The sequence below is a fragment of the Acidobacteriota bacterium genome (assembly GCA_016196065.1).
Classification (GTDB): domain Bacteria; phylum Acidobacteriota; class Terriglobia; order Terriglobales; family Acidobacteriaceae; genus Acidiflorens.
On the sequence record JACPYL010000012.1, the window covers coordinates 44,543 to 63,874 of the forward strand.

Below are 19,332 nucleotides of genomic sequence, written 5' to 3' on the forward strand. Positions count from 1 at the left end.
CTAAGGCCTCAGGTTCTACGATCTCATGTCAGAAAAGCTGAGGCCCAAAACCTGAGACCTGACACCTGCCCTTTTACGCTTCTGCCATATGCGACCCGTGTTGAAAGTGATATTGCAGAATCTTCGCTGCCAGCGCCGGACTCACTCCCTTGCCCGGCGTGCCAATCGCGCGGACTACTTCTCCACGACACACAACTTCCGTTGCCGCCAGTCCAGCAATCTCGGCTGGAAGCACGAGATTGATTTCCAGCTGTGCGTTGGGTTGAAGAATTTCTTCCGCCTGGAACAGCAGTCCGGAGCGGCTGATATTTTCCGTAGTCCCTTGCAGCCAGCGCTGCTCGCCCAGCAAGCGATAGCGGAGCGGCAGATGCAGGTTGAACCGGCGTGCGCGGAACGGTGGAATCTTCTTTCCAGTCAAAACAGTGGCAGTGCTGCGGCTTGGCATGGTGGCCTCCTCGGGGATTGGCTCGGAGTCCAGAACTTCTCGAACTTTGTCCTTCAAAGCGGGAAGGCTGAACGGTTTTTGTAACAGGTTGATGCCGGCATCGAGCGTGCCATTGTGACCAATCGCATTCTCGGTGTATCCCGACATGTAGAGGACCCGGATATCTGGAAGCGCAGACGAAATGGCCACCGCCAGTTCGCGCCCATTCATTCCAGGCATGACAACATCGGTTAGGACAAGATTGATCTGTCCCTTGTGCCCTTCAACAATCTGCAGAGCGGCGGCGCCATCTTCTGCTTCGAGAATCTTGTAGCCCTGCGTTTCCAGATACTGCCGCGCCAGCCGCCGCAAGTTGATTTCATCCTCGACCAGCAGAATCGTTTCCTGCCCGCGTTGGCGACGCGGAAATCCCAGCGCTTCCTGGGCCGCAACCGCATCCTCTTTTCCGTCCACGCGCGGGAAATACGTGCGGAAGGTTGTGCCGCGGTTCGGTTGGCTTTCCACAAAAATGTACGCACCGCTCTGCTTCACAATTCCATACACCGTTGATAAACCCAGTCCCGTGCCCTTCGCGCCCTTGGTCGTGAAGAACGGTTCAAAAATGCGGGACTGCGTTTCCAGATCCATCCCCAGGCCCGTATCGCTGATCGCCAGCATCACGTAATCGCCCGCTTCAAGCGGAGCATGGGTACGCGCAAAATTTTCGTCGAGGAAAACATTCGACGTTTCGATCGTGAGCTTGCCGCCTTCCGGCATCGCGTCGCGGGCATTCACGGCCAGGTTCATGATCACCTGATCGATTTGTCCGGGATCAGCGCGCACCGCGCCAATAGTGGGCGTCGGTACCATCACCAGATCGATGTCCTCGCCGATCATGCGCGTCAGCATCTTCAGGTTTTCCGTGACCACTTCGTTCAGGTCGAGCACCTTGGGAGCCAGCATCTGCTTGCGGCTGAAGGCCAGGAGCTGCCGTGTCAAAGACGTCGCCCGCTGCGCTGCGTTGGCAATTTCCTGCGCCGGTCCGCGCAACGATAGATCCGGACCAAGCCGCTCCAGCAGAAATTCCGAATAGCCGGAAATCACCATCAACAGATTGTTGAAATCGTGCGCGATCCCACCGGCAAGCCGGCCGATGGCTTCCATCTTCTGCGCCTGACGAAGTTGCTGTTCCAGCCCTCGCCGTTCTGTGATGTCTTCCATGAATATTTGAAATGTCGGTCCAGTCCGGCCGTTAGGAATGACTCGCCCGGACATCCGGGCAAGAATGGTCGAACCGTCCGGCCGGGCCAGTTCGGTCGGAAGATTGTTGAATTCTTTCCCTGCGTGAAAGTAGTCTGCGGTCTGAAACCACTGCTGCGCGTCGACGTACAGTCCGCCCAGATGCCTGCCGACCACTTCATCCGCACTGGAAAATCCCAGCATCGCGCTTAACGCCGGGTTCGCATCCAGCAGCACGCCCAGGCTGTCGCAACGGCAAATCCCGTACGGCGCATTGGTGACGAGAGAACGAAAATTGCTCTCCGAACGCCGCAAGCTTTCCTGGGTCGCGCGCAGCGCGCCGTTGAACCAGCAGATCAGCAACGCCACGGCGAAGAACAGCACCATGTGCGCGACCGCTTTGCGGAATTCCGGCGCATTGTGGTAACCGACAAGCGAGTAGTAGGCGCTCACGGTCAGCGCGAATGAAGTAGCAGCCAGTCCGGGCTTCCAACCTCCGTACCAGGCGCTCACCATTACGGCGACGGCGAAAACAACCAGGCGGCTTTCCGCCATGTCCGATAGAAATAGAGTCGGGATCAGCGCCAGTACGGTGCTGAGGAGCGCCACGCCGTAGCGCAGAATAGGCGCACGTGCGGGAGCGATTGCGAAAGTGCGGATGAGGGGGAGCTTCATTCGCATGACCTCATAGTATGCGGGTTCGTGTTAGAGGAGCGAGTTACGCCAGTCCAGCCCGTCTTATCATCTCGCCCAAATGCCTATTGCCCGATAGGACAGCATGGCAGGCTCGACTTACAGAGAGGCAACTGGCGAATTGAACAGCCTATGCTGAGATGCCAAATTCAGAAAAATCAGTGGTACACGTTGTCATTCGTCGAACAAAGACTTGCAACTCCCGCCGGAAACCATGAAACTGACGGCGCAGCCCCGGTCAATCACCAATGAACATCGGACTTTTCGGTGGCAGCTTCGATCCCATCCATCGTGGGCATCTCGCCCTGGCGCAGGCGGCGGCGGAACGTTTTGAGCTGCGGCAGGTACTTTTCGTGCCGGCCAACGTGCCTCCCCATAAACAGAAACAACCCGTGACCGCCTTTGTCCATCGCTATGCCATGGTGGCCCTGGCGACCGCGGACCAGAAGCACTTCGTGCCCTCAATGTTGGAAGCGCCCGCAGAATTGCGCGCCCCTGGACCAACCAAAACCTCGCTGCCCGCGCCCCCCAATTACACGATCGACACCGTGCGCCGCCTGAAACAAACGCTCAAGAAAGCTGACCGCCTCTTCCTGCTGATTGGTATCGACGCGTTCCGTGACATCGCGAAATGGTATGAAGCAAGAGCCCTGCTCGCGGAGTGTGACTTCGTGGTGGCGAGCCGTCCAGGATTCTCCTTGCGCGATGTAGCGGAATCCTTGCCTGAAAGCGTACGCCCTCCCGCCGCCGTAACCAAGCCATTTCAAAAGCAAGCCGCCAGCGGAGACCTGGTCCTGCCCGGCGTCACTCTTCACTTACTCGAAGGTGTGCAGCAAAATGTCTCCGCCACGATGATTCGTGCAGCCGCTGCCCAGGGCAAGCCTCTCGGAAGATGGCTCGACCCCCGCGTAGCCGACTACGTCCGCAAGACCGGACTCTATCGCTAAGGTCAGAGTTAAGAGGTGAGGTTGCAGAGGTGCTGGGGCCACGAGCTCCCAGCGTCCTGGTCGCTCGAAGCCCGCAGCTCGCCGCCCGAAGCCCCTTCCCACGGTACAATCAATCTATCTACCTATGAAGAAAGAGACCGTTCTCAAACGCCAGGTCCACGAAGCCATTCTCGCTTGCCAGGATAAGAAAGCCGAACAAGTCAGCATCCTCGAGTTGGAAAAAGATTCCGGAGCGTTCACCGACTATTTCGTAGTCTGCAGCGGGACCAATCCCCGGCAGGTGCAGGCAATCGCCGATGCCGTCGACGAGCGCCTCGAAGGCCTCGGCATCCGTACCGCGCATAAAGAAGGCTACAAGCAGGCGGAGTGGGTGCTGCTCGACTATGTCGATTTCGTCGTCCACATTTTCACCGAGAACGCCCGCCAGTACTACGATCTGGAACGCCTGTGGAAGTCGGCCACCAAGCTGGAGCCATCGCAGTTGCTCCCCAAGCGCCGCGCCGCCGCCAAGCCATCGACGACCACGGCGGGCAAGAAGAAACGAGCCTAGATTGCCTCCTTCCAATTCACCTTCGCCCTCACCGTCGTGGGGATCGTCCTACCGGTTGATCGCGGCGGAGAAGTGGAAAGCGAAGTCGGCGGTAATGGGCAGCGCCGTCACCGAAGCGATAGTCAACTACGCCGCGCCCCAACCCGGCATGAAGATTCTCGATCTCGCCAGCGGCACCGGCGAGCCCGGCATCAGCCTGGCGCAACGAGTGGGCCCGGACGGGTCGGTAACCGCCGTCGACTTGAGCGCCGAACTTCTGGAGTTGGCCGCGCAGAGAGCGCAGAACAAGAACCTGCAAAACTTCTCTACCCAACAAGCCGACGCCCACAACTTGCCCTTCCCGGACAAGAGTTTCGATCTGGCGACCTGCCGCTTTGCCGTGATGTTTTTTGGCGACGTCAAACAAGCCCTCGCTGAACTACAGCGCGTGCTTAAGCCGGGTGCCCGTGCCTGCTTTGTCGTCTGGGGATCGTTCGAACAGCCCTACTGGCAGACGACGATGAAGATTGTGCACCGACACGTTGGGGGAGAATTGCTGCAGCCAGGTAGCGGCGACCCCTTTCGATTCTCGGCGACAAACTCGCTTTCGGAAACTCTGCGTTCGGCAGGATTCAAGGCTGTGGAAGAATCCGAGCAGAATGTCCCTTGGACCTGGCGCGGCAGCGCTGAGGAAGTCTTTGAATACGCGAGCGCCGTGGCCACCCCTTTCCGCACCATGCTCGACCGGGTTCCTGAAAAAGCGTGGGCGCGAATTTTGCCGGAAGCCCATAAGGCCATCAATCAATACCGCGTCGGAGACGAAATTCAGTTCGGAGCCAGAGTGATCTTTGCGTCCGGCAAAGCCTGACAGCGAATAAGCAATCGTCGAAGGACGAACGACGTTTTCAGGCATACAGGTCTCAGGTGCTAGGTCTTAGGCTCCAGGTTTTCCTGAGACCTAACACCTAAGGCCTGACACCTGCTTCTTTGAGTTCATGATTCAATATCGCTGCAGCAAACAGAATGAAATTAAAGATCGCATGGATCGGCAAAACCAAGGAGCCCGCCCTCCAGACTCTCACCGACCTGTACCTGAAGCGCATCGCGCACTATGCCGAATCCGCGGGCGTTGTGGCTAAAGACGAGGCCGCTATCCTGTCTCTTGCGCGCGGCGATCGTCAAAAAGAACGTCATAAGCTGATCCTGCTCGATTCGCGCGGCAAGCAGCTTTCCTCCGAGGAATTATCCGGGTTTCTGGACCGCGAACAAATCCAAGCCATCCCGTTGCTCTTCGCCATCGGAGGAGCGGACGGCTTCAGCCCAGAAGCCCGAACCCAGGCCGCTTTCACACTATCGCTAGGCAAGATGACCCTTCCCCACGAATTGGCACGTGTCGTTCTTCTGGAACAGCTTTATCGCGCCTTCACCATCCTGAAAAATCATCCCTATCACCTCGGACATTAACTACTCAGTAATCAGTCATCGCCCATCCGTCCGATTCCACGCAGCTAACAATCCTGGACCGTATGCACCTCTGGCAGGTTTCACTTCCGGGGAAGATGGCTTACAGTAGGTTTCGTCAGGCAAGCACAGTCCTGAATACTGGTAAGAAGGCCCTCCCCAATGAAAAACCCTTACGACGTACTGCGCGCAAAAGAACAGGAACTGGTGCGGGTCCGCAAAGAAATGGAAGCGCTCCGCATCGCAGCCCGGCTCCTCGGCGCCGAAGATCCGGCTGCCAACGATGAGCAGCAGATCAAAATGCGTCACGTAGTCGAAATGCCCTAATAGATTTCGATTGTCTTCCCCGTCTCACCGGAGGCGGATGGCCCCAAAAAGCCATCCGCCTTTTTTCGTCGGACTCAAGATTGATTTCCCGCGTGTGCATCTCCTGCTTGTCCCTTCGTGGTAAAAGCTTCTGCCTCAGACACTTGCCCGCAGGGTGTGGCGCAGACTCCCTCATCCGCGTAGAATTGCGAATTCGGTCCTATGTCAGACATCCGCCGCGGTCTCATCATTGTGAATACCGGACCCGGCAAAGGAAAAACCACCGCTGCCATGGGGACCGCGTTACGTGCCGTCGGCCAGGGAATGCGCGTTCTGATGCTGCAATTCCTTAAGGGCTCATGGCATTACGGAGAACTTGACGCCGTGAAAGCGTTCGGCGATAAGTTCCTGCTGAAGCAAATGGGCCGGGGCTTCGTAAAAGTAGGCGCGGAAAAGCCGGATCCCGAAGATGTACGCATGGTGGAAACAGCCTGGGCCGAAGCTGATCAGGCCATCCAATCCGGCGAGTGGGATTTGGTGGTGCTCGACGAAATCAATTACGCCATCAGCTATGGCATGCTGGACCCGGCAAAAGTAGTCGAGTCATTAAAAAAGAAGCCGGAGATGGTTCACGTAATCCTGACCGGAAGGAATGCCCATCCGACCATCGTCGAGATTGCCGACACCGTAACCGAAATGCGCCAAGTCAAACACGCCTACGAAAAAGGCGTGATGGCGCAACGGGGAATCGAATACTAGTTCCGTTTTCCAGTTCTGAGGCAAGGTGTTGGGGTGACTGAGACTGAGAACCAGCAACTGAGAACTGTTTCCAATGACTTGGTTCAAACGCCAATCCGGTGAGCTCGACACTTCGGGCGAGAAAAAAGTCCGCACCGAAGGACTGTGGGTTAAGTGCGACGAGTGCCGCCAGATCATCTGGAAGAAAGATCTCGAAGAAAACCTGAACGTCTGCCCGAAATGCGATAAGCATTTCCGCATCGACGCCCGTACCCGCCTCGCCCAGCTCCTCGACGATGATCAATACGAAGTCTTCGACAGCGACCTGGTCTCCACCGACCCCTTGAAGTTCGTCGACCTGAAAGCCTATTCCTCGCGCCTGAAGCAGGCGAAGAAGGACACCGGGCTCAAGGACGCCATCATCAACGCCCATGGCAAGCTGAATGGACGGCCGGTGATCATCAGTGCGATGGAATACGCCTTCATCGGCGGCAGCATGGGAGCGGTCGTCGGCGAAGCAATCACGCGGGCCGTCGAAAAAGCTACCGCGACGAAAACTCCGATCATCATCATCTCCGCTTCCGGCGGTGCCCGCATGATGGAAGGCGCAGTCAGCCTGATGCAGCTCGCCAAGATTTCCGCCGCGCTCGCCCGACTGGACACAGCGCGCGTCCCCTACATTTCCGTTCTCACCGACCCGACCACTGGCGGCACCACCGCCTCATTTGCCATGCTCGGCGACCTGAACGTGGCCGAACCCGGTGCGCTTATCGGCTTTGCGGGACCGCGCGTCATCGAGCAGACCATCCGCCAAAAGCTGCCGCAGGGATTTCAGCGCTCCGAATTTCTCCTCGAGCACGGCATGCTTGACGCCGTGATCCACCGTAAAAACATGAAGGCCTACATCGGACGGGCATTGGATTTCATGGCGCAAGCAGCGTAGCCAGTCGTTGGTCGATCGCCGTTCGTCCTTCGCAAACCCGGTCTCGGCAAGATCCTGCCGCTCTGCTTAATTCTCCTGCATAGCCCTTTGACCCTGTCAGGACACCTTTGGATGCGAGCGTGTCGAAGCCGCCACCCAGAGTTGATACCCTTTATCATTAGGCCTTTGACCTTGCGAACGGCCAACGGCGAGCGACCCACGACTGTGTCTTACGAAACCGCCATCGCGCAGATGTACGCGTTGGGCCACGAACTGGCCACGACGCCGTCGCACAAGTTCGACCTGGCGCACGTGCGTGTGTTGCTCGGAGCGCTCGGTCATCCGGAAAAGAAGCTCACATCCGTTCTGATCGCCGGCACCAACGGCAAAGGATCAACTTCCGCGACTCTGGCCGCGATCCTGCAAGCCTCAGGGCTGAAGACAGGCCTCTACACTTCTCCCCATCTCGTGCGGATCAACGAACGCATTCAACTCGATGGCTCGCCCATTCCGGACGACGATTTTGCGATGCTCCACGATGTCGTCGGCCGCACCGCCGAGCGGCTGGTCAGCGAAGGCGACTTGCCCTGGCATCCCAGCTTTTTCGAGATGCTGACGGCAATGGCATTCGAATATTTCTCCCGCACCAGGCCCGACATCGTCGTCCTCGAAGTCGGCATGGGCGGGCGTCTCGACGCGACTAACGTAGTTGAGCCGAAGCTGAGCATCATCACGGATATCGCGCTCGATCACCAGCAGTACCTGGGCGGCACCGTCCGCGAGATCGCCCGCGAAAAGGCCGGCATCATCCGGCCCGGCAGCGTAGTCGTGACGCTGCCCCAGATGCCGGAAGCGAACGACGTCATCGGCAACGCGATCCTCGATCAGGGCGCGCGCGCAATCAGCGCCGTCCAGTACGTACCGCCAGTTTCACCCGGCAGTTCGGAATTCTGGGCGAAGGCCAACAACGATCCCGCCGACAAACAATCCGGAACCCCTCGCTCGCGTTACCCGCTCCAGGTCATGGGACAACAGATTCTGGTGGAGTCGCCGCTGCTCGGGCGTCACCAGCTTCGCAACATTGCTCTGGCCGTGGCTTCTGCGGAGGAACTTCACAACCAGGGATTCGCACAAATCACGCCGCGTTCCATCGAACAGGGCATTCGCGACACGCGCTGGCCCGGACGCTTTCAGGTTGTCCCTGCCGCCGCCGGCTCGCCCGAGATTGTCCTCGATGTGGCCCACAATCCCGCCGGGGCATGGGCCTTGCGGTCGACGTTATCGGCTGCCTATGAAGATCGAAAAGTCACGCTGGTCTTTGGCGTGATGCGCGACAAAGCAATCTCGGAAGTCGCGGAGATTCTCTTCCCGATCGCCGACCACGTGATCCTGACCCAGGCCAACAACCCGCGCTCTGCAACCTCGGCAGAGATCCGGCAAGCCGCATCGCGTGTCGAAACCGACATTGATGAAGCGCTAGATGTACCCTCCGCACTGGCGAAAGCTCGCCAGATTGCAGGACCCGGGGGCCTGGTTGTGGTAACCGGTTCGATTTACATTGTCGGAGAAATGATGCGTACGCTGAAGCTGCGCATCTAAATTAGAAGCGCAAAGTTAAGGGACGAGCGTTTTGACCGAATTGACCACCATCGCCGAAGTAGACAAAGCGCCATCGCCCTCTGCGACCGCGCCCGCCCCGGCGCGCCCGGCCACGGACGACCGCCGTTACGGATGGCCCAGCCGCCTGCGCTCTTACTTCTATTTCAATCCCCTGATCTGGGCCTACACGCTTTTTCTCGGGACTGTCTCCCTGATCGTCTCCCTCTTCGATCGCGACGGACGCCTGCAACACAAGCTCGCGTTCCTCTGGTCGTGGCTGATCATGAAAACGATCCAGTCTCCGGTAACCGTAACTGGCATGGAGAAGGTAACCGGCACCGCGCCGCGCCTGTACGCCGCCACGCACGCGTCGGCGCTCGACATTCCGATTCTCTACGTTAATTTGCCGTTTCAGTTCCGCATCATCTTCAAAAGCGAACTGCTTGGCTACCCGTTCGTCGGATGGCATCTCCGCCGCTCCGGGCAAGTCTGCATCAACCAGCAGAATCCGGCGGCGTCTATCGGTTCCATCAAGTCCGCGCTCAAGAGCCTGCGAAATGGCGTGCCCCTCGTGATCTTCCCCGAAGGCGGACGCACTCCGAATGGAGAGATTCTCCCGTTTCTGCCCGGAGCATTTTTCCTCGCCATCAAAGCGCATGCGGACATCATCCCCATCGCGCTCGTTGGAACGTTTGATTTACTGCCGATGAACACCTATCACATCAAGAGCCGTCCGCTCGAAATGCGCGTCGGCGAACCAATCTCGACCGCCGGACTGACTCTCCGCGATATGGAAGCCGTATCCGCGAAAGTCAAAGCCGCAATCGAAGACCTTCGAGCAGCGCCTTCCCAACAACTGCCATCCTGAGCGCAGACAACACCGCCCGTCCGGAAGCGACTTGTAACTGAATGGATCGGCAGTGACCAGCGGTCAGTGAGTGTAATTGCGATGTTACGCCAACTGACATCAGACTATTGCACAAAGTCCTTGAGAATCGATTTAACCCAGTCGCGAGTCTCCTCGTCGGAACGGCCTGTAGACTGCGCAATCCATACGTCATCGTACAAAGTTCCCAAACTGCTGATTTGATCCGCGTAGTCTGAGCGAACCCACAGTGACTCAAAATCACGAATGTGCCGAAGCGGATCATCTCCGCTGTTTAGAATCTCTCTGGCAATCTGCTTCGCCACGCGCACAGCCGCCTCTCCAATCGGAATCTGAGTTAGTCCCAGTTCCTGCATCACACGGGGAAGCACTTCGGCAACCTCGAAGTAGGTAGGGTGTTCGAGAACAGCCAAGCGCCTTATCGCCTTGCCGTCAAGACCTGCTTCAAGCGCACCCAAGGCGATCTGCGGCATCTCGGCAGAAGCAATTAGATTGAGAGCGAGTCTTGCCTCGATTAGGTCTCGATCAAATGCCACGCCGCGATTTTACGCGATCTGTTGTAGTTGCTGTTAACAGGCGATTTCACCAACAACTGCCCTCAGCCGGGCCGGGTAGTTGGTGTAGTGGCGATGTTACGCCAACTAGATCGGGGCGTCCCTTCATTCACGATAGCAGTGAGGTTCGGATTCCCGACAAGAGTCGTCGGAAAATTAATTGGGGTGCCGCTGCGCACGCCTTGCTCGAAGATCATTAAAGAAGAACTTCAGGAATCGATATGTCTCAAACGTCGAGGCACACGCCAGCAACAAAGTAATAACCAAGCCGATTGTATTCCAGCCCTTCCCGACATCAGTGCGAGAATAGTCTTCAGCGATGAGGACGACGCCCCGCGCAAATGCCACGGATGCGAGCGCCATCAGTATCCCGATCACGAGTGAGAATCCAGCTTTGAAGTCCAATGCACCTACCACCCATCAATCACTCTAGATCGCCATCGCTTCGGGAACAAGATTACGTGCGGTGTACGCAGTCAATTGTTGAAATCAGGCGATTACACCACCTACGATCGGGAAACCGGCCCTGTTGAATTCGCCCTGCGCCGCACTAGAAGCATCCCAATAGTCAGGAAAGCAGCTGGCAAAACAAAACTCCCGACAACAACTCCTGATGATTGGTGATATCGCGATTCTTCGCCATCTATCATCCTGATGACGACTAGAATTGATGCTTCGCTATGCGCGGAGCTGCTCTCGCAATCGTTGTTGTCGCCTTCACCACCGCTGCCATCGTGTGGGCATCCCTACACGTAATCCGAGAGGCGGAGAAGATGCAGCGTGACGCGAAGCTGCTTCGCCGCCGCCTTCTCTTTCTCGGTACGCTCTATGTTTGCAGCGCGTCGTGGGGAGCCTTCCAAGTAGCCACCGGCAAAGAACCGCCAGTAACCCTGACCGGAGTGGCCGTCGCAGCCGTTGTAGCGTGTCTCCTGATTAGAGGCGCAGCCAAGGCGAACAGCAATCCTCGTTAGCTGCACCCTGCCTGCAGAGTGTTCTGAGTGTAATTGCGATTTATCGACAATTATCGACGCCGTTCGGTGAAGTACTCGTCCTCCCGAAAATTTGACCACCAAACCGCTCGAAGTCTCGCACCGTATGCTGCCCTTCGTTTAGGAGCAATCCATCAACCGACCTAACGTTGTAGCTTCGCTCCTTGCCGAAGTCGCTAAAAACGTTGTACTCCACTTCGACAGTGCGCCCATCCTTAGAAGAGAGCCGTTGGCGTAATTCATCCGATTGGAAGGCGTCGTAGCAATAGCTGTCCCCGAGGCGACGGTACAAGACGATCGGCTGCGAATTTCCCGACCACTCCGGCCCCACTTCTCCCCATGGCGCGTGACCATTTATCGCCACGTTCATCTGATAAGAGTGGATAGACGTTTTGTTAGTAAACAGGCGCTCGGTTGCGAATACGGAGGTCGCAAAAGCGAGGGAAAGAACAACGGGCAGTTGCCACTTACGGTACCCACGCAAGGCTCCGACCACGAGCACCGAAGCAGCGATCAGCCCCGCCATCACCAGTGCCGCCCAGATTCGAGAAGATGCCCACATACCGGGAACGTACCGCATCAAAGCAACGAGCGAGATCAGAGGCCCGATGCTAAGCGCAGCAGCTAAGGATGGTCTCCAAAGCCACACAATCCCGACGAGTGGCAGGGCACAATAGCACAAAAAATACCACATGCTTGGGGCCGCCCCGAGCGCCGACATCAGAATTAACAGGGAACCGCCAATGATGAAGAGCGGAGCACCGACTGCCCGCAGGGCTAGGGGTGATACCTCTGGCGACATAGCGCTTTCATTCTAGCTGTTGTAAACAAGCGATTACACCAACAACTGCCCGACGCCCTGCCATGTGGGTTCTTGGTGAAATCGCGATTTTTCGCCAAGTAGGGAACGTTATCGCTTTTCGCCTGCCAACCGTAAGAACATTTTGAGACGCCGGGCAATCACTATTTGTCATGACAGTGGTTTCCCTTTGGCTTGAGGAAATGGCGAACTGCGAAGGCCCCGACCTCTTCACCCACACGTTTTCCGCGCAAGGTGGACGTTCGCCAGTGAATGCCGCCGAACACGCGAGCATCGACCACGCCGTCAGCAATGTCTTCGAAAGTGGTGTAGGTCTCAATGACACCGGGCGCTGTAGCGCTGGCGAGTTTCATGACTACACCCGGACGCCGCCCGAACACGTGCTCAAGCACCTCCTCCGCCGCCCCTGCATACGTCGTATGGCCCGCAATGTAATCGGGAAATGGCGGCGTGCCTAGAAGTGGTGTCCACTCCGGGTCCGCGACCGTATTGGGGTTCCCGTCGGAATCTGCGGCTCGGATGGCCGTCACGGGACGCCACTGGCTATAAGCAAACTTTGCATCCCACGATGCAATGAATGCGTCCGCTCCGGTCAGGTTCAGAAGGGCGAACGCGCGCGCGTTTTGGGATAGCGTAAGACCGTGCGCCGCAGCCACCTGGCGTGCAGCAGGGTTCCATATTTGCGGGGCGGTCGATACCCAGAAACGAGCGAGATCCGTTTGGTCCTGAGTACGCGTGGCGCTCGTAGCGGATCCAATGTCTTTAATCTCATTGAAGTCGTGCGTGTAGCGAGGACCCCTCAAAGACGGAGGCGGGTCGGGCCGGAACTGCGAGCCTTTTCGGAGGAAGAACGGTTGGACCGTTCCCCAGCCAGGATCGAGCGCGGCGCGAAATTGCGGTGGCGTCGGATTCCAGTCGCCAGGCTGGGAACCGGGCGTGTACGGTGCGACAATCGCCTCTTCTGCGCCATCGGTAGCGCGCTTCGCTAGGATCTGGGCCGCGACTGCTTCGCCGACCGCAATGCCGTCGGTCTTCGCTGGCCCGTCAGGGATCAATGCAAGAGACGCCGCAAAAGCGGTGTCCAACGCTACTTGTTGGTCGGGGTAGAGCTTGAGGAGCGCGAAGTGCGCTGCTGCCGCTGCGGCAGCGTCAGGCGATGCTCCCTTAGGAGCGCTGAGCTTGACAGCATACGGAAGGAACTCGTCGGTGATCGAGTTCACTGCGTCAAACATTCCAGCATGAACCATCGCTAGATTGCGCGACTCGACTGGCGGGTTGAATGCTGCCGCAGCAGTCGTATTCAACGCAGTAATGTTCCAGTCGAGAACCGTGTCGGCTCGGGCAATGATCGCGCTATACAGGATCACTCCGCTCAATGCCACCAATCCAACAATTCCTCGTCTGTTTCGCGAGCCCATTGTGCCCCAATTCTTTTCCATCATAGGAATTACCTCCTCCGAGTAGGTCGAGCAATGTTAATGATCGGGTAGGCGATGCAGGAACCGGACGTGCTCCAGAAGAAAGATCCGGTCCTGTCGCCCCATGATTCGACGCGACCACTACTTTCCGATCTGCACGGATAGCGTCCTGAAGCTGAAGAACATAGTCGTCGGCCCACCAATGCCGCCCTCGCATACGGTAAATGTGTTCTTGCCCTTGACGAGCACCCCATCGGCGGGGAGGACGAGCCATTGATAGGTCGTGCTCAAAAGACCAGTGCCGCCTTTAAAGTTGACAAAAGGCGCGTCGCCAGCGCCGAAGAACAAACATGGGCCTCCGTTTACACTCAGGTTGAAGGCGGATTCAGCCGAAACTTCGTAGTCGACGCTCCAGGTCACAATCACAGGAACGATAACGCTCGGCTCGGTCACCGAGACCGTGGGGCCGATCGGGACACAGCAAGTAGCTGTAACTGTCGGGTTCGTCAGGAGTCGCGCCACCTGGGTGGGCGGAACCGCAAAGGCTGAGTTTGAACCTGCCCAAATCAGGCAGGCTAGGGTTGCAGCAAAGATCATGTTGCGCTTAATTACATGCGAAATTGGTTTCACGACATCCTCCAAGGAAATGAACTGGGGCAACGGTACCCCTCTGCAAATAGCGCTGATAGTCCTAGAATCGGACTAACCCAGTCCGATTTTCGGACTAGATCGACTGGTTGCAGTTGGAGGAACATTCCTTATGGCCAAATACCATCAGTATTGCCCAGTCGCTCGCGCTGCTGAAATCTTTGCTGACCGCTGGACCCCATTAATCATGAGGGAACTGCTGGCAGGCAGCCGTCACTTTAACGAGATTCAGCGCGGGTTGCCTGGAATCTCGCGCTCGCTTCTCGTGTCTCGACTTCGGCACCTTGAGGATGGCGGTGTCGTTGAACGGCGCGCAGGTGGCCGGCCAAACTTCACCGAGTACCTTCTCACCGAAGCGGGGATCGATCTCAGGGACGTGATCGAACACTTAGGCGCATGGGGAGTCAAATGGGCTTTCACCGAGCCTACCGCCGAGGAACTGGACCCCGCGCTCTTGCTCTGGAAGATCCATCAGCGCATTGATCGCCCGGAACTCCCACTCGGACGCACTGTTGTCCAGTTTGATCTCACCGGGCGAAAAGGGCGAAGGCTGTGGCTTATCCTGAGTCAACGAGAGGTCTCAGTTTGTTTGAAACCTCCGGGTTTTGATTCGGACTTGATCCTGCGAGCGGATGTTTCTCTGCTCTACCGCGTTTGGTTAGGTGATATCGATTATCAAGCGGCCGTTCGTCGGGGAGAAATCGTTCTGGACGGCCCACGCGAACTGGCGCGCGGACTCCCCAGGTGGTTCATGTGGAGCCCGATGGCCCACTTCGTTAGAACTCAACACTAACAGTTGCTCTGCTGGCTCAGTAGTTCTGCCAAGTTAGATCGGTAGCGATCTGCATTGGGCGACTCTCGGCGGGATCACGTATTCCAAAGTCCACTTTGATGATCGAGATGCGACGGTCTGTTCCGCTGAGGTTCGAGAATTTCTCACCCCACTGCGCCTCCCGCTCGCTGACAACTCCCGCGCTCGTCCGTCATAATTATTGGTTCTTTGGAGGCCTTATGAAGTCCCTCGGTCTATTACTCTTACTTGCAGTCCTTACTATGAACGCATATTCCCAATCCACTCCACCCACCCTCGCGGAAGCTCAGGAATTCATGAGCAAGGCTGAAGCGCAATTTGCCGAAACGTCCGAAAAGGTGCAGCGCGCCACCTGGGTGCAGGAAAACTTCATCACTTCCGACACGGAGGCCATGGCTGCGGGCGCAATCGATGAGGCCACTGCTCTCATCACTACCCTCGTCGAGCAGAGCAAGCGTTTCGACGGCCTGAACATGCCGCCCGATCTCGCCCGCAAATTCCTATTGCTCAAACTGTCGTTGACCGCCCCTGCGCCGAACGATCCCGCGCTTCGCAAAGAGATGACCACCATCGGGGTCGCGCTCGATTCCGACTACGGTAAAGGAAAGTATTGCCGCAAGAATGGCGAGTGCCTCGACATCACCGCCATCGAGCGCATCATGGCGCACAGCCGCGATCCCGAGGAGCTGAAAGAAATGTGGACCGGCTGGCACTCCATTTCTCCGCCCATGCGGACCCGTTATTCCCGCTTCGTCGATCTCTCCAATCAAGGCGCTCGCGAGATGGGATTCAAAGACGTCGGCGCACTCTGGCGCGCCGGATACGACATGCCTCCCGATGAGTTCTCCGCCGACCTCGAGCGCTTGTGGAACCAGGTCCGCCCGCTGTATTTGTCTCTGCACACATTCATTCGTGCGAAGCTGGTGGAAAAATACGGACCGAACGTGGTCCCGCCCGATGGCCCGATCCCCGCTCATCTGCTCGGCAACATCTGGGCGCAGGAGTGGGGCAACGTCTATGACCTCACGGGAGTGAAAGAAGAGAAGGGCGTCGATGTCACCGAACTCCTCAAGAAGAAAAATGTCGACGCCAAAGGCATGGTGAAGTATGGCGAAGGCTTCTTCACTTCTCTGGGCTTCGAAAAACTTCCGCCCACTTTCTGGGAGCGTTCCCTCTTCGTAAAACCCGCCGACCGGGACGTCATCTGCCACGCCAGCGCGTGGGACATCGACAGCAAAGACGATCTGCGAATCAAAATGTGCATCCAGGTCCATGGCGATGACTTCGTCGTCATCCACCACGAACTCGGCCATAACTTCTACCAGCGTGCCTACAAGAATCAGCCGCCGCTATTTCAGAACGGGGCCAACGACGGCTTCCACGAAGCGATCGGCGATGCCATCGCTTTGGCGATCACTCCCGAGTATCTCCACAAAGTCGGCCTTCTCGAAAATGTCCCTCAAGGCACGAACGATATCCCGGAACTCCTGAAGCAGGCGCTCGATCGCGTCGCCTTCCTGCCCTTCGGCCTGTTGATCGACCAATGGCGCTGGAAAGTTTTCTCTGGCGAGATCAAGCCCGCCGACTACAACAAAGGCTGGTGGGACCTCCGCCTGAAGTATCAAGGCGTTGCGCCGCCCACGCCGCGCAGCGAAGCCAACTTCGATCCCGGCGCGAAATATCACGTCGCCTCGAACACACCGTACACGCGCTACTTCCTCGCCCACATTCTGGAATTCCAGTTCTACCGCGCCTTGTGCCGCGAGTCCGGATACAACGGCCCGCTCCACAAATGCACCTTCTACGGATCCAAGCCAGCCGGAGCGAAATTCAACAAGATGCTCGAAATGGGCCAAAGCAGGCCCTGGCCCGAAGCTCTGGAAGCACTCACTGGCGAACGTCAGACCGATGCTGGAGCACTCCTCGAATACTTCGCTCCGCTGAAGAAGTGGTTGGACGAACAGAACAAGGGAAAGAAATTAGGTTGGTAACAACACAAACGGGAGGGCACGAGTTTACTCGTGCCGCTCCCCGTTTCAGATAGATTGCCCTTTAGGGCCTGCGGTCGGATTCCATCACGAGCGGAACGCCCGGGCCAGCGCCAGCACATTCCACGCCGCGGATGCGATCAACAATCCGGCCAGTGACGCTGTCACCACCGCACCTTGCCGCGTTTCCAGCAAGTCGGCGAATACGCCCGCGACAAACACAAACAGAAACACCAGTGCCGCCAGTTGAAATCCCTCGCCCGGAAAGCTGGGCGCGGCCATGCCCATCACCAGCAACACCACCGCAATTCCCAACGGAGCGATGTTGCCAAAGTAGCGTGCCCGTTTCCATCCCGCAAATACTCCGAGCGCCACCGGCAGTAGTAAGAGCATCGGAGGGCTGCCCCGAAAGATCGTCTCCACGGCGTGCCGGTACGACACTGGAGCGGCGAGCGCCCGAGGATTGAAATCCAGCCAGCGCGCATGCACAATGCCCTGCCAGAACAATGTTGGATGAAAGAAGTACGCGGCGAACACGATCGCTCCGGCCACAGCACACGCCGCGCCCCAGATGACGAGCACTGCCTGTCGCCGCACCGGAGCGACCCATAGCATCAGCAACAGTGCGAGCAACGCCAGCACTCCGAGAGAGAACTGATGTCCTGCCGCAAGCGCCAGCGATAGTCCCATCAGCAAAATACGCCGCCAGTTCCACAACACCACTTCGCGCGGAGCATACAGCGTGTGTGCGACCGCGATCCCGGTCCATATCGCTCCGAATCCGCCCCACACTCCGCCCATCTCACCCAGGCTCTGCGATCCCGCCACTCCCACGATGATCGCCGGCGAAAAGCAATAGAGCATCAGCGCGATGTATCCGCCCCCGTTGCCATATAGCCGGCGCGCAACATACCAGAGGGATCCGCCCAGCATCACGCCAAAAAACAGATAGGGAACCGCCGCCAGCACCTGCCATTGCGGTGGCCCGATCGGCCCCGAAGCCAGACGCAGCAGAAACGGCCCTCCCGCAATCAGGTAGTACAGCGGTGAGCGGTCCGAGTCATATCCATCACGCTCGCGCACATGTTCGCCCGATGACCCGCCCGTTGCCGCGTTCGAGAGCTGCGATCCCGGCGTGCCTGCCACCACGCCGTCTATCCATTGTTGCGCGCCCATGTGGATTCGTACCGCCTGCCCCGACCCCGACTCCTTATCAAGTCGCGCCTGCGCTGCCACCAGCCACAAACACTGCAACAAACACACGCCCAGCAGCGCAGCCGCCACAAATTGTGGCCTGCCAATCGCACCGGATTGAAAAAATCGCCGCATGAAGGGAGACCGAGTGTTTTACCATGTCCGGGACCATCATGGATACGCACCCTTCCCCGCCACCAGCGCCCGAGCCCGCGCAGACCGCAATCGTCGACTCGCCTCCGCCGCCAGTTCCGCAATTTATTGTTCTGGCGCGAAGAGAGAATCCTCTGTTCGCAATTTTTGTCGGCCCCCACGGCATGTACCCCGGCACGCGCTGGTTGATCTACCTTCTTCTCGGCGGAATCCTCGTAGGAGTAGTCGGCGCGATCTCGCATTTTGTCCACCGTGCGCATGACGCCTCGATCTGGTGGGGACTCGTCTCGGAAGCCGCGATCATGCTCGCCGTCATCCTTCCCGCCTTCGTGATGGCGCTCATCGAGAAGCGTCCCTTCGGCACCTTCGGCCTGCCTAAACAAAATGCCTTTCGCCGTAATTTTTGGATCGGCACTCTCTGGGGATTCGTCTCGCTCAGCGTGCTGATGATCGCCCTTCGCCTCTCCGGAGCTTTCAGTTTCGGAACCCTTTCCATCCACGGATCGCAGATCGCGAAATACGGGATCTACTACTTGATCTTCTTTCTGCTCGTTGGTTTCTTTGAGGACTTCCTCTTTCGCGGCTACTCGCAGTGGGTGTTCTCTCAGGGAATGCATTTCTGGCCAGCGGCCGCGCTACTGTCGGTAGCCTTCGGCGCTGTCCATAGTTCGAACCCCGGCGAAAGCAAAGCCGGACTCGTCGCCGCCGCCCTCATCGGATTTTTCTTCTGCCTCACCCTGCGCCGCACTGGCGACCTCTGGTGGGCCGTCGGTTTTCACATGTCGTGGGATTGGGGCGAGAGCTATTTTTATTCCGTCCCCGACAGCGGCGGCATGATGCCCGGCCATCTGCTCAACTCATCCTTCCACGGCCCCGCCTGGCTCACCGGAGGCTCCGTCGGCCCCGAAGGCAGTCTGCTCGTCTTCGCCGTGATCGTCGCTTTGTGGGTGGCGTTCGACCGGATGTATCCGGAAGTAAAGTACGCCGCCGAGCACTGACAGAATATAGAAGGT

19 protein-coding genes are annotated in these 19,332 nt (G+C 57.9%); 13 read left to right on the top strand and 6 right to left on the bottom strand.

Annotated elements, in window-relative coordinates; translation table 11 throughout:
• Window positions 1-73: 73 nt before the first annotated feature.
• Window positions 74-2,338 carry a response regulator gene (locus HY010_12280; protein ID MBI3476501.1) on the bottom strand — a complete coding sequence of 755 codons (2,265 nt, stop codon included), beginning with the start codon at window positions 2,336-2,338 and terminating at the stop codon, window positions 74-76.
• 266 nt (window positions 2,339-2,604) lie between these two features.
• Between HY010_12280 and nadD the strand changes: the two genes are divergently transcribed.
• From nadD to HY010_12325, 9 genes are all read left to right on the top strand, one after another.
• Entirely contained in the window at window positions 2,605-3,303 is a 699-nt protein-coding gene (nadD, locus tag HY010_12285) for a nicotinate (nicotinamide) nucleotide adenylyltransferase (GenBank protein ID MBI3476502.1), read from the top strand.
• 124 nt (window positions 3,304-3,427) lie between these two features.
• Entirely contained in the window at window positions 3,428-3,853 is a 426-nt protein-coding gene (gene rsfS / locus HY010_12290) for a ribosome silencing factor (protein MBI3476503.1), read from the top strand.
• A 1-nt stretch (window position 3,854) separates the two neighbouring features.
• A complete protein-coding gene (locus HY010_12295) occupies window positions 3,855-4,700 on the top strand; it encodes a methyltransferase domain-containing protein (GenBank protein ID MBI3476504.1) in 846 nt (281 codons plus the stop codon).
• A 155-nt stretch (window positions 4,701-4,855) separates the two neighbouring features.
• Window positions 4,856-5,296, top strand: a complete 441-nt coding sequence (locus HY010_12300) for a 23S rRNA (pseudouridine(1915)-N(3))-methyltransferase RlmH (protein ID MBI3476505.1) — start codon at window positions 4,856-4,858, stop codon at window positions 5,294-5,296.
• A gap of 159 nt (window positions 5,297-5,455) precedes the next feature.
• On the top strand, window positions 5,456-5,620 hold the full coding sequence (locus HY010_12305) for a hypothetical protein (GenBank protein MBI3476506.1): 165 nt from the start codon (window positions 5,456-5,458) through the stop codon (window positions 5,618-5,620).
• Between the two features lie 201 nt (window positions 5,621-5,821).
• Window positions 5,822-6,358, top strand: coding sequence for a cob(I)yrinic acid a,c-diamide adenosyltransferase (gene cobO / locus HY010_12310; GenBank protein MBI3476507.1), 537 nt, complete (start codon window positions 5,822-5,824; stop codon window positions 6,356-6,358).
• Between the two features lie 73 nt (window positions 6,359-6,431).
• A complete protein-coding gene (locus tag HY010_12315) occupies window positions 6,432-7,280 on the top strand; it encodes an acetyl-CoA carboxylase carboxyltransferase subunit beta (protein MBI3476508.1) in 849 nt (282 codons plus the stop codon).
• Window positions 7,281-7,484: 204 nt separating this feature from the next.
• Window positions 7,485-8,858: a bifunctional folylpolyglutamate synthase/dihydrofolate synthase gene (locus HY010_12320; GenBank protein MBI3476509.1), complete on the top strand. Its 1,374-nt coding sequence runs from the start codon at window positions 7,485-7,487 to the stop codon at window positions 8,856-8,858.
• Window positions 8,859-8,889: 31 nt separating this feature from the next.
• A complete protein-coding gene (locus HY010_12325; protein ID MBI3476510.1) occupies window positions 8,890-9,726 on the top strand; it encodes a 1-acyl-sn-glycerol-3-phosphate acyltransferase in 837 nt (278 codons plus the stop codon).
• 104 nt (window positions 9,727-9,830) lie between these two features.
• Here the strand turns inward: HY010_12325 and HY010_12330 are convergent, their stop codons facing one another.
• Complete coding sequence (locus HY010_12330) at window positions 9,831-10,280, bottom strand: hypothetical protein (protein ID MBI3476511.1); 450 nt, start codon at window positions 10,278-10,280, stop codon at window positions 9,831-9,833.
• 698 nt (window positions 10,281-10,978) lie between these two features.
• On the opposite strand from HY010_12330, the gene HY010_12335 reads away from it, so the two are divergent.
• Window positions 10,979-11,269 carry a hypothetical protein gene (locus tag HY010_12335; protein ID MBI3476512.1) on the top strand — a complete coding sequence of 97 codons (291 nt, stop codon included), beginning with the start codon at window positions 10,979-10,981 and terminating at the stop codon, window positions 11,267-11,269.
• Between the two features lie 40 nt (window positions 11,270-11,309).
• Here the strand turns inward: HY010_12335 and HY010_12340 are convergent, their stop codons facing one another.
• From HY010_12340 to HY010_12350, 3 genes are all read right to left on the bottom strand, one after another.
• A complete protein-coding gene (locus HY010_12340) occupies window positions 11,310-11,849 on the bottom strand; it encodes a hypothetical protein (protein ID MBI3476513.1) in 540 nt (179 codons plus the stop codon).
• Window positions 11,850-12,250: 401 nt separating this feature from the next.
• Window positions 12,251-13,549, bottom strand: a complete 1,299-nt coding sequence (locus HY010_12345; protein MBI3476514.1) for a vanadium-dependent haloperoxidase — start codon at window positions 13,547-13,549, stop codon at window positions 12,251-12,253.
• A gap of 117 nt (window positions 13,550-13,666) precedes the next feature.
• Window positions 13,667-14,155, bottom strand: a complete 489-nt coding sequence (locus HY010_12350) for a hypothetical protein (protein ID MBI3476515.1) — start codon at window positions 14,153-14,155, stop codon at window positions 13,667-13,669.
• A gap of 130 nt (window positions 14,156-14,285) precedes the next feature.
• Between HY010_12350 and HY010_12355 the strand changes: the two genes are divergently transcribed.
• Both HY010_12355 and HY010_12360 read left to right on the top strand, forming a co-directional pair.
• Window positions 14,286-14,966 carry a transcriptional regulator gene (locus HY010_12355; GenBank protein ID MBI3476516.1) on the top strand — a complete coding sequence of 227 codons (681 nt, stop codon included), beginning with the start codon at window positions 14,286-14,288 and terminating at the stop codon, window positions 14,964-14,966.
• A 218-nt stretch (window positions 14,967-15,184) separates the two neighbouring features.
• Complete coding sequence (locus HY010_12360; protein ID MBI3476517.1) at window positions 15,185-16,975, top strand: M2 family metallopeptidase; 1,791 nt, start codon at window positions 15,185-15,187, stop codon at window positions 16,973-16,975.
• A gap of 84 nt (window positions 16,976-17,059) precedes the next feature.
• On the opposite strand, the gene HY010_12365 is transcribed toward HY010_12360, so the two are convergent.
• The gene (locus HY010_12365; GenBank protein MBI3476518.1) at window positions 17,060-18,301 is read right to left on the bottom strand and encodes a hypothetical protein; all 1,242 of its coding nucleotides are present in this window, start codon (window positions 18,299-18,301) and stop codon (window positions 17,060-17,062) included.
• A gap of 23 nt (window positions 18,302-18,324) precedes the next feature.
• Here HY010_12365 and HY010_12370 point away from each other — a divergent pair, with 23 nt between their 5' ends.
• A complete protein-coding gene (locus HY010_12370; GenBank protein ID MBI3476519.1) occupies window positions 18,325-19,317 on the top strand; it encodes a CPBP family intramembrane metalloprotease in 993 nt (330 codons plus the stop codon).
• The last annotated feature ends 15 nt before the right edge of the window (window positions 19,318-19,332 follow it).

Excerpts from the sequence above, each read along its gene's own strand:
- HY010_12355 (MBI3476516.1), top strand. The coding sequence starts at position 14,286 with ATGGCCAAATACCATCAGTATTGCCCAGTCGCTCGCGCTGCTGAAATC.
- HY010_12370 (MBI3476519.1), top strand. The coding sequence starts at position 18,325 with ATGTCCGGGACCATCATGGATACGCACCCTTCCCCGCCACCAGCGCCC.
- HY010_12360 (MBI3476517.1), top strand. The coding sequence starts at position 15,185 with ATGAAGTCCCTCGGTCTATTACTCTTACTTGCAGTCCTTACTATGAAC.
- rsfS (MBI3476503.1), top strand. The coding sequence starts at position 3,428 with ATGAAGAAAGAGACCGTTCTCAAACGCCAGGTCCACGAAGCCATTCTC.
- HY010_12335 (MBI3476512.1), top strand. The coding sequence starts at position 10,979 with ATGCGCGGAGCTGCTCTCGCAATCGTTGTTGTCGCCTTCACCACCGCT.
- cobO (MBI3476507.1), top strand. The coding sequence starts at position 5,822 with ATGTCAGACATCCGCCGCGGTCTCATCATTGTGAATACCGGACCCGGC.
- nadD (MBI3476502.1), top strand. The coding sequence starts at position 2,605 with ATGAACATCGGACTTTTCGGTGGCAGCTTCGATCCCATCCATCGTGGG.
- HY010_12300 (MBI3476505.1), top strand. The coding sequence starts at position 4,856 with ATGAAATTAAAGATCGCATGGATCGGCAAAACCAAGGAGCCCGCCCTC.
- HY010_12345 (MBI3476514.1), bottom strand. The coding sequence starts at position 13,549 with ATGATGGAAAAGAATTGGGGCACAATGGGCTCGCGAAACAGACGAGGA.
- HY010_12305 (MBI3476506.1), top strand. The coding sequence starts at position 5,456 with ATGAAAAACCCTTACGACGTACTGCGCGCAAAAGAACAGGAACTGGTG.
- HY010_12315 (MBI3476508.1), top strand. The coding sequence starts at position 6,432 with ATGACTTGGTTCAAACGCCAATCCGGTGAGCTCGACACTTCGGGCGAG.
- HY010_12365 (MBI3476518.1), bottom strand. The coding sequence starts at position 18,301 with ATGCGGCGATTTTTTCAATCCGGTGCGATTGGCAGGCCACAATTTGTG.
- HY010_12340 (MBI3476513.1), bottom strand. The coding sequence starts at position 11,849 with ATGTGGGCATCTTCTCGAATCTGGGCGGCACTGGTGATGGCGGGGCTG.
- HY010_12280 (MBI3476501.1), bottom strand. The coding sequence starts at position 2,338 with ATGAAGCTCCCCCTCATCCGCACTTTCGCAATCGCTCCCGCACGTGCG.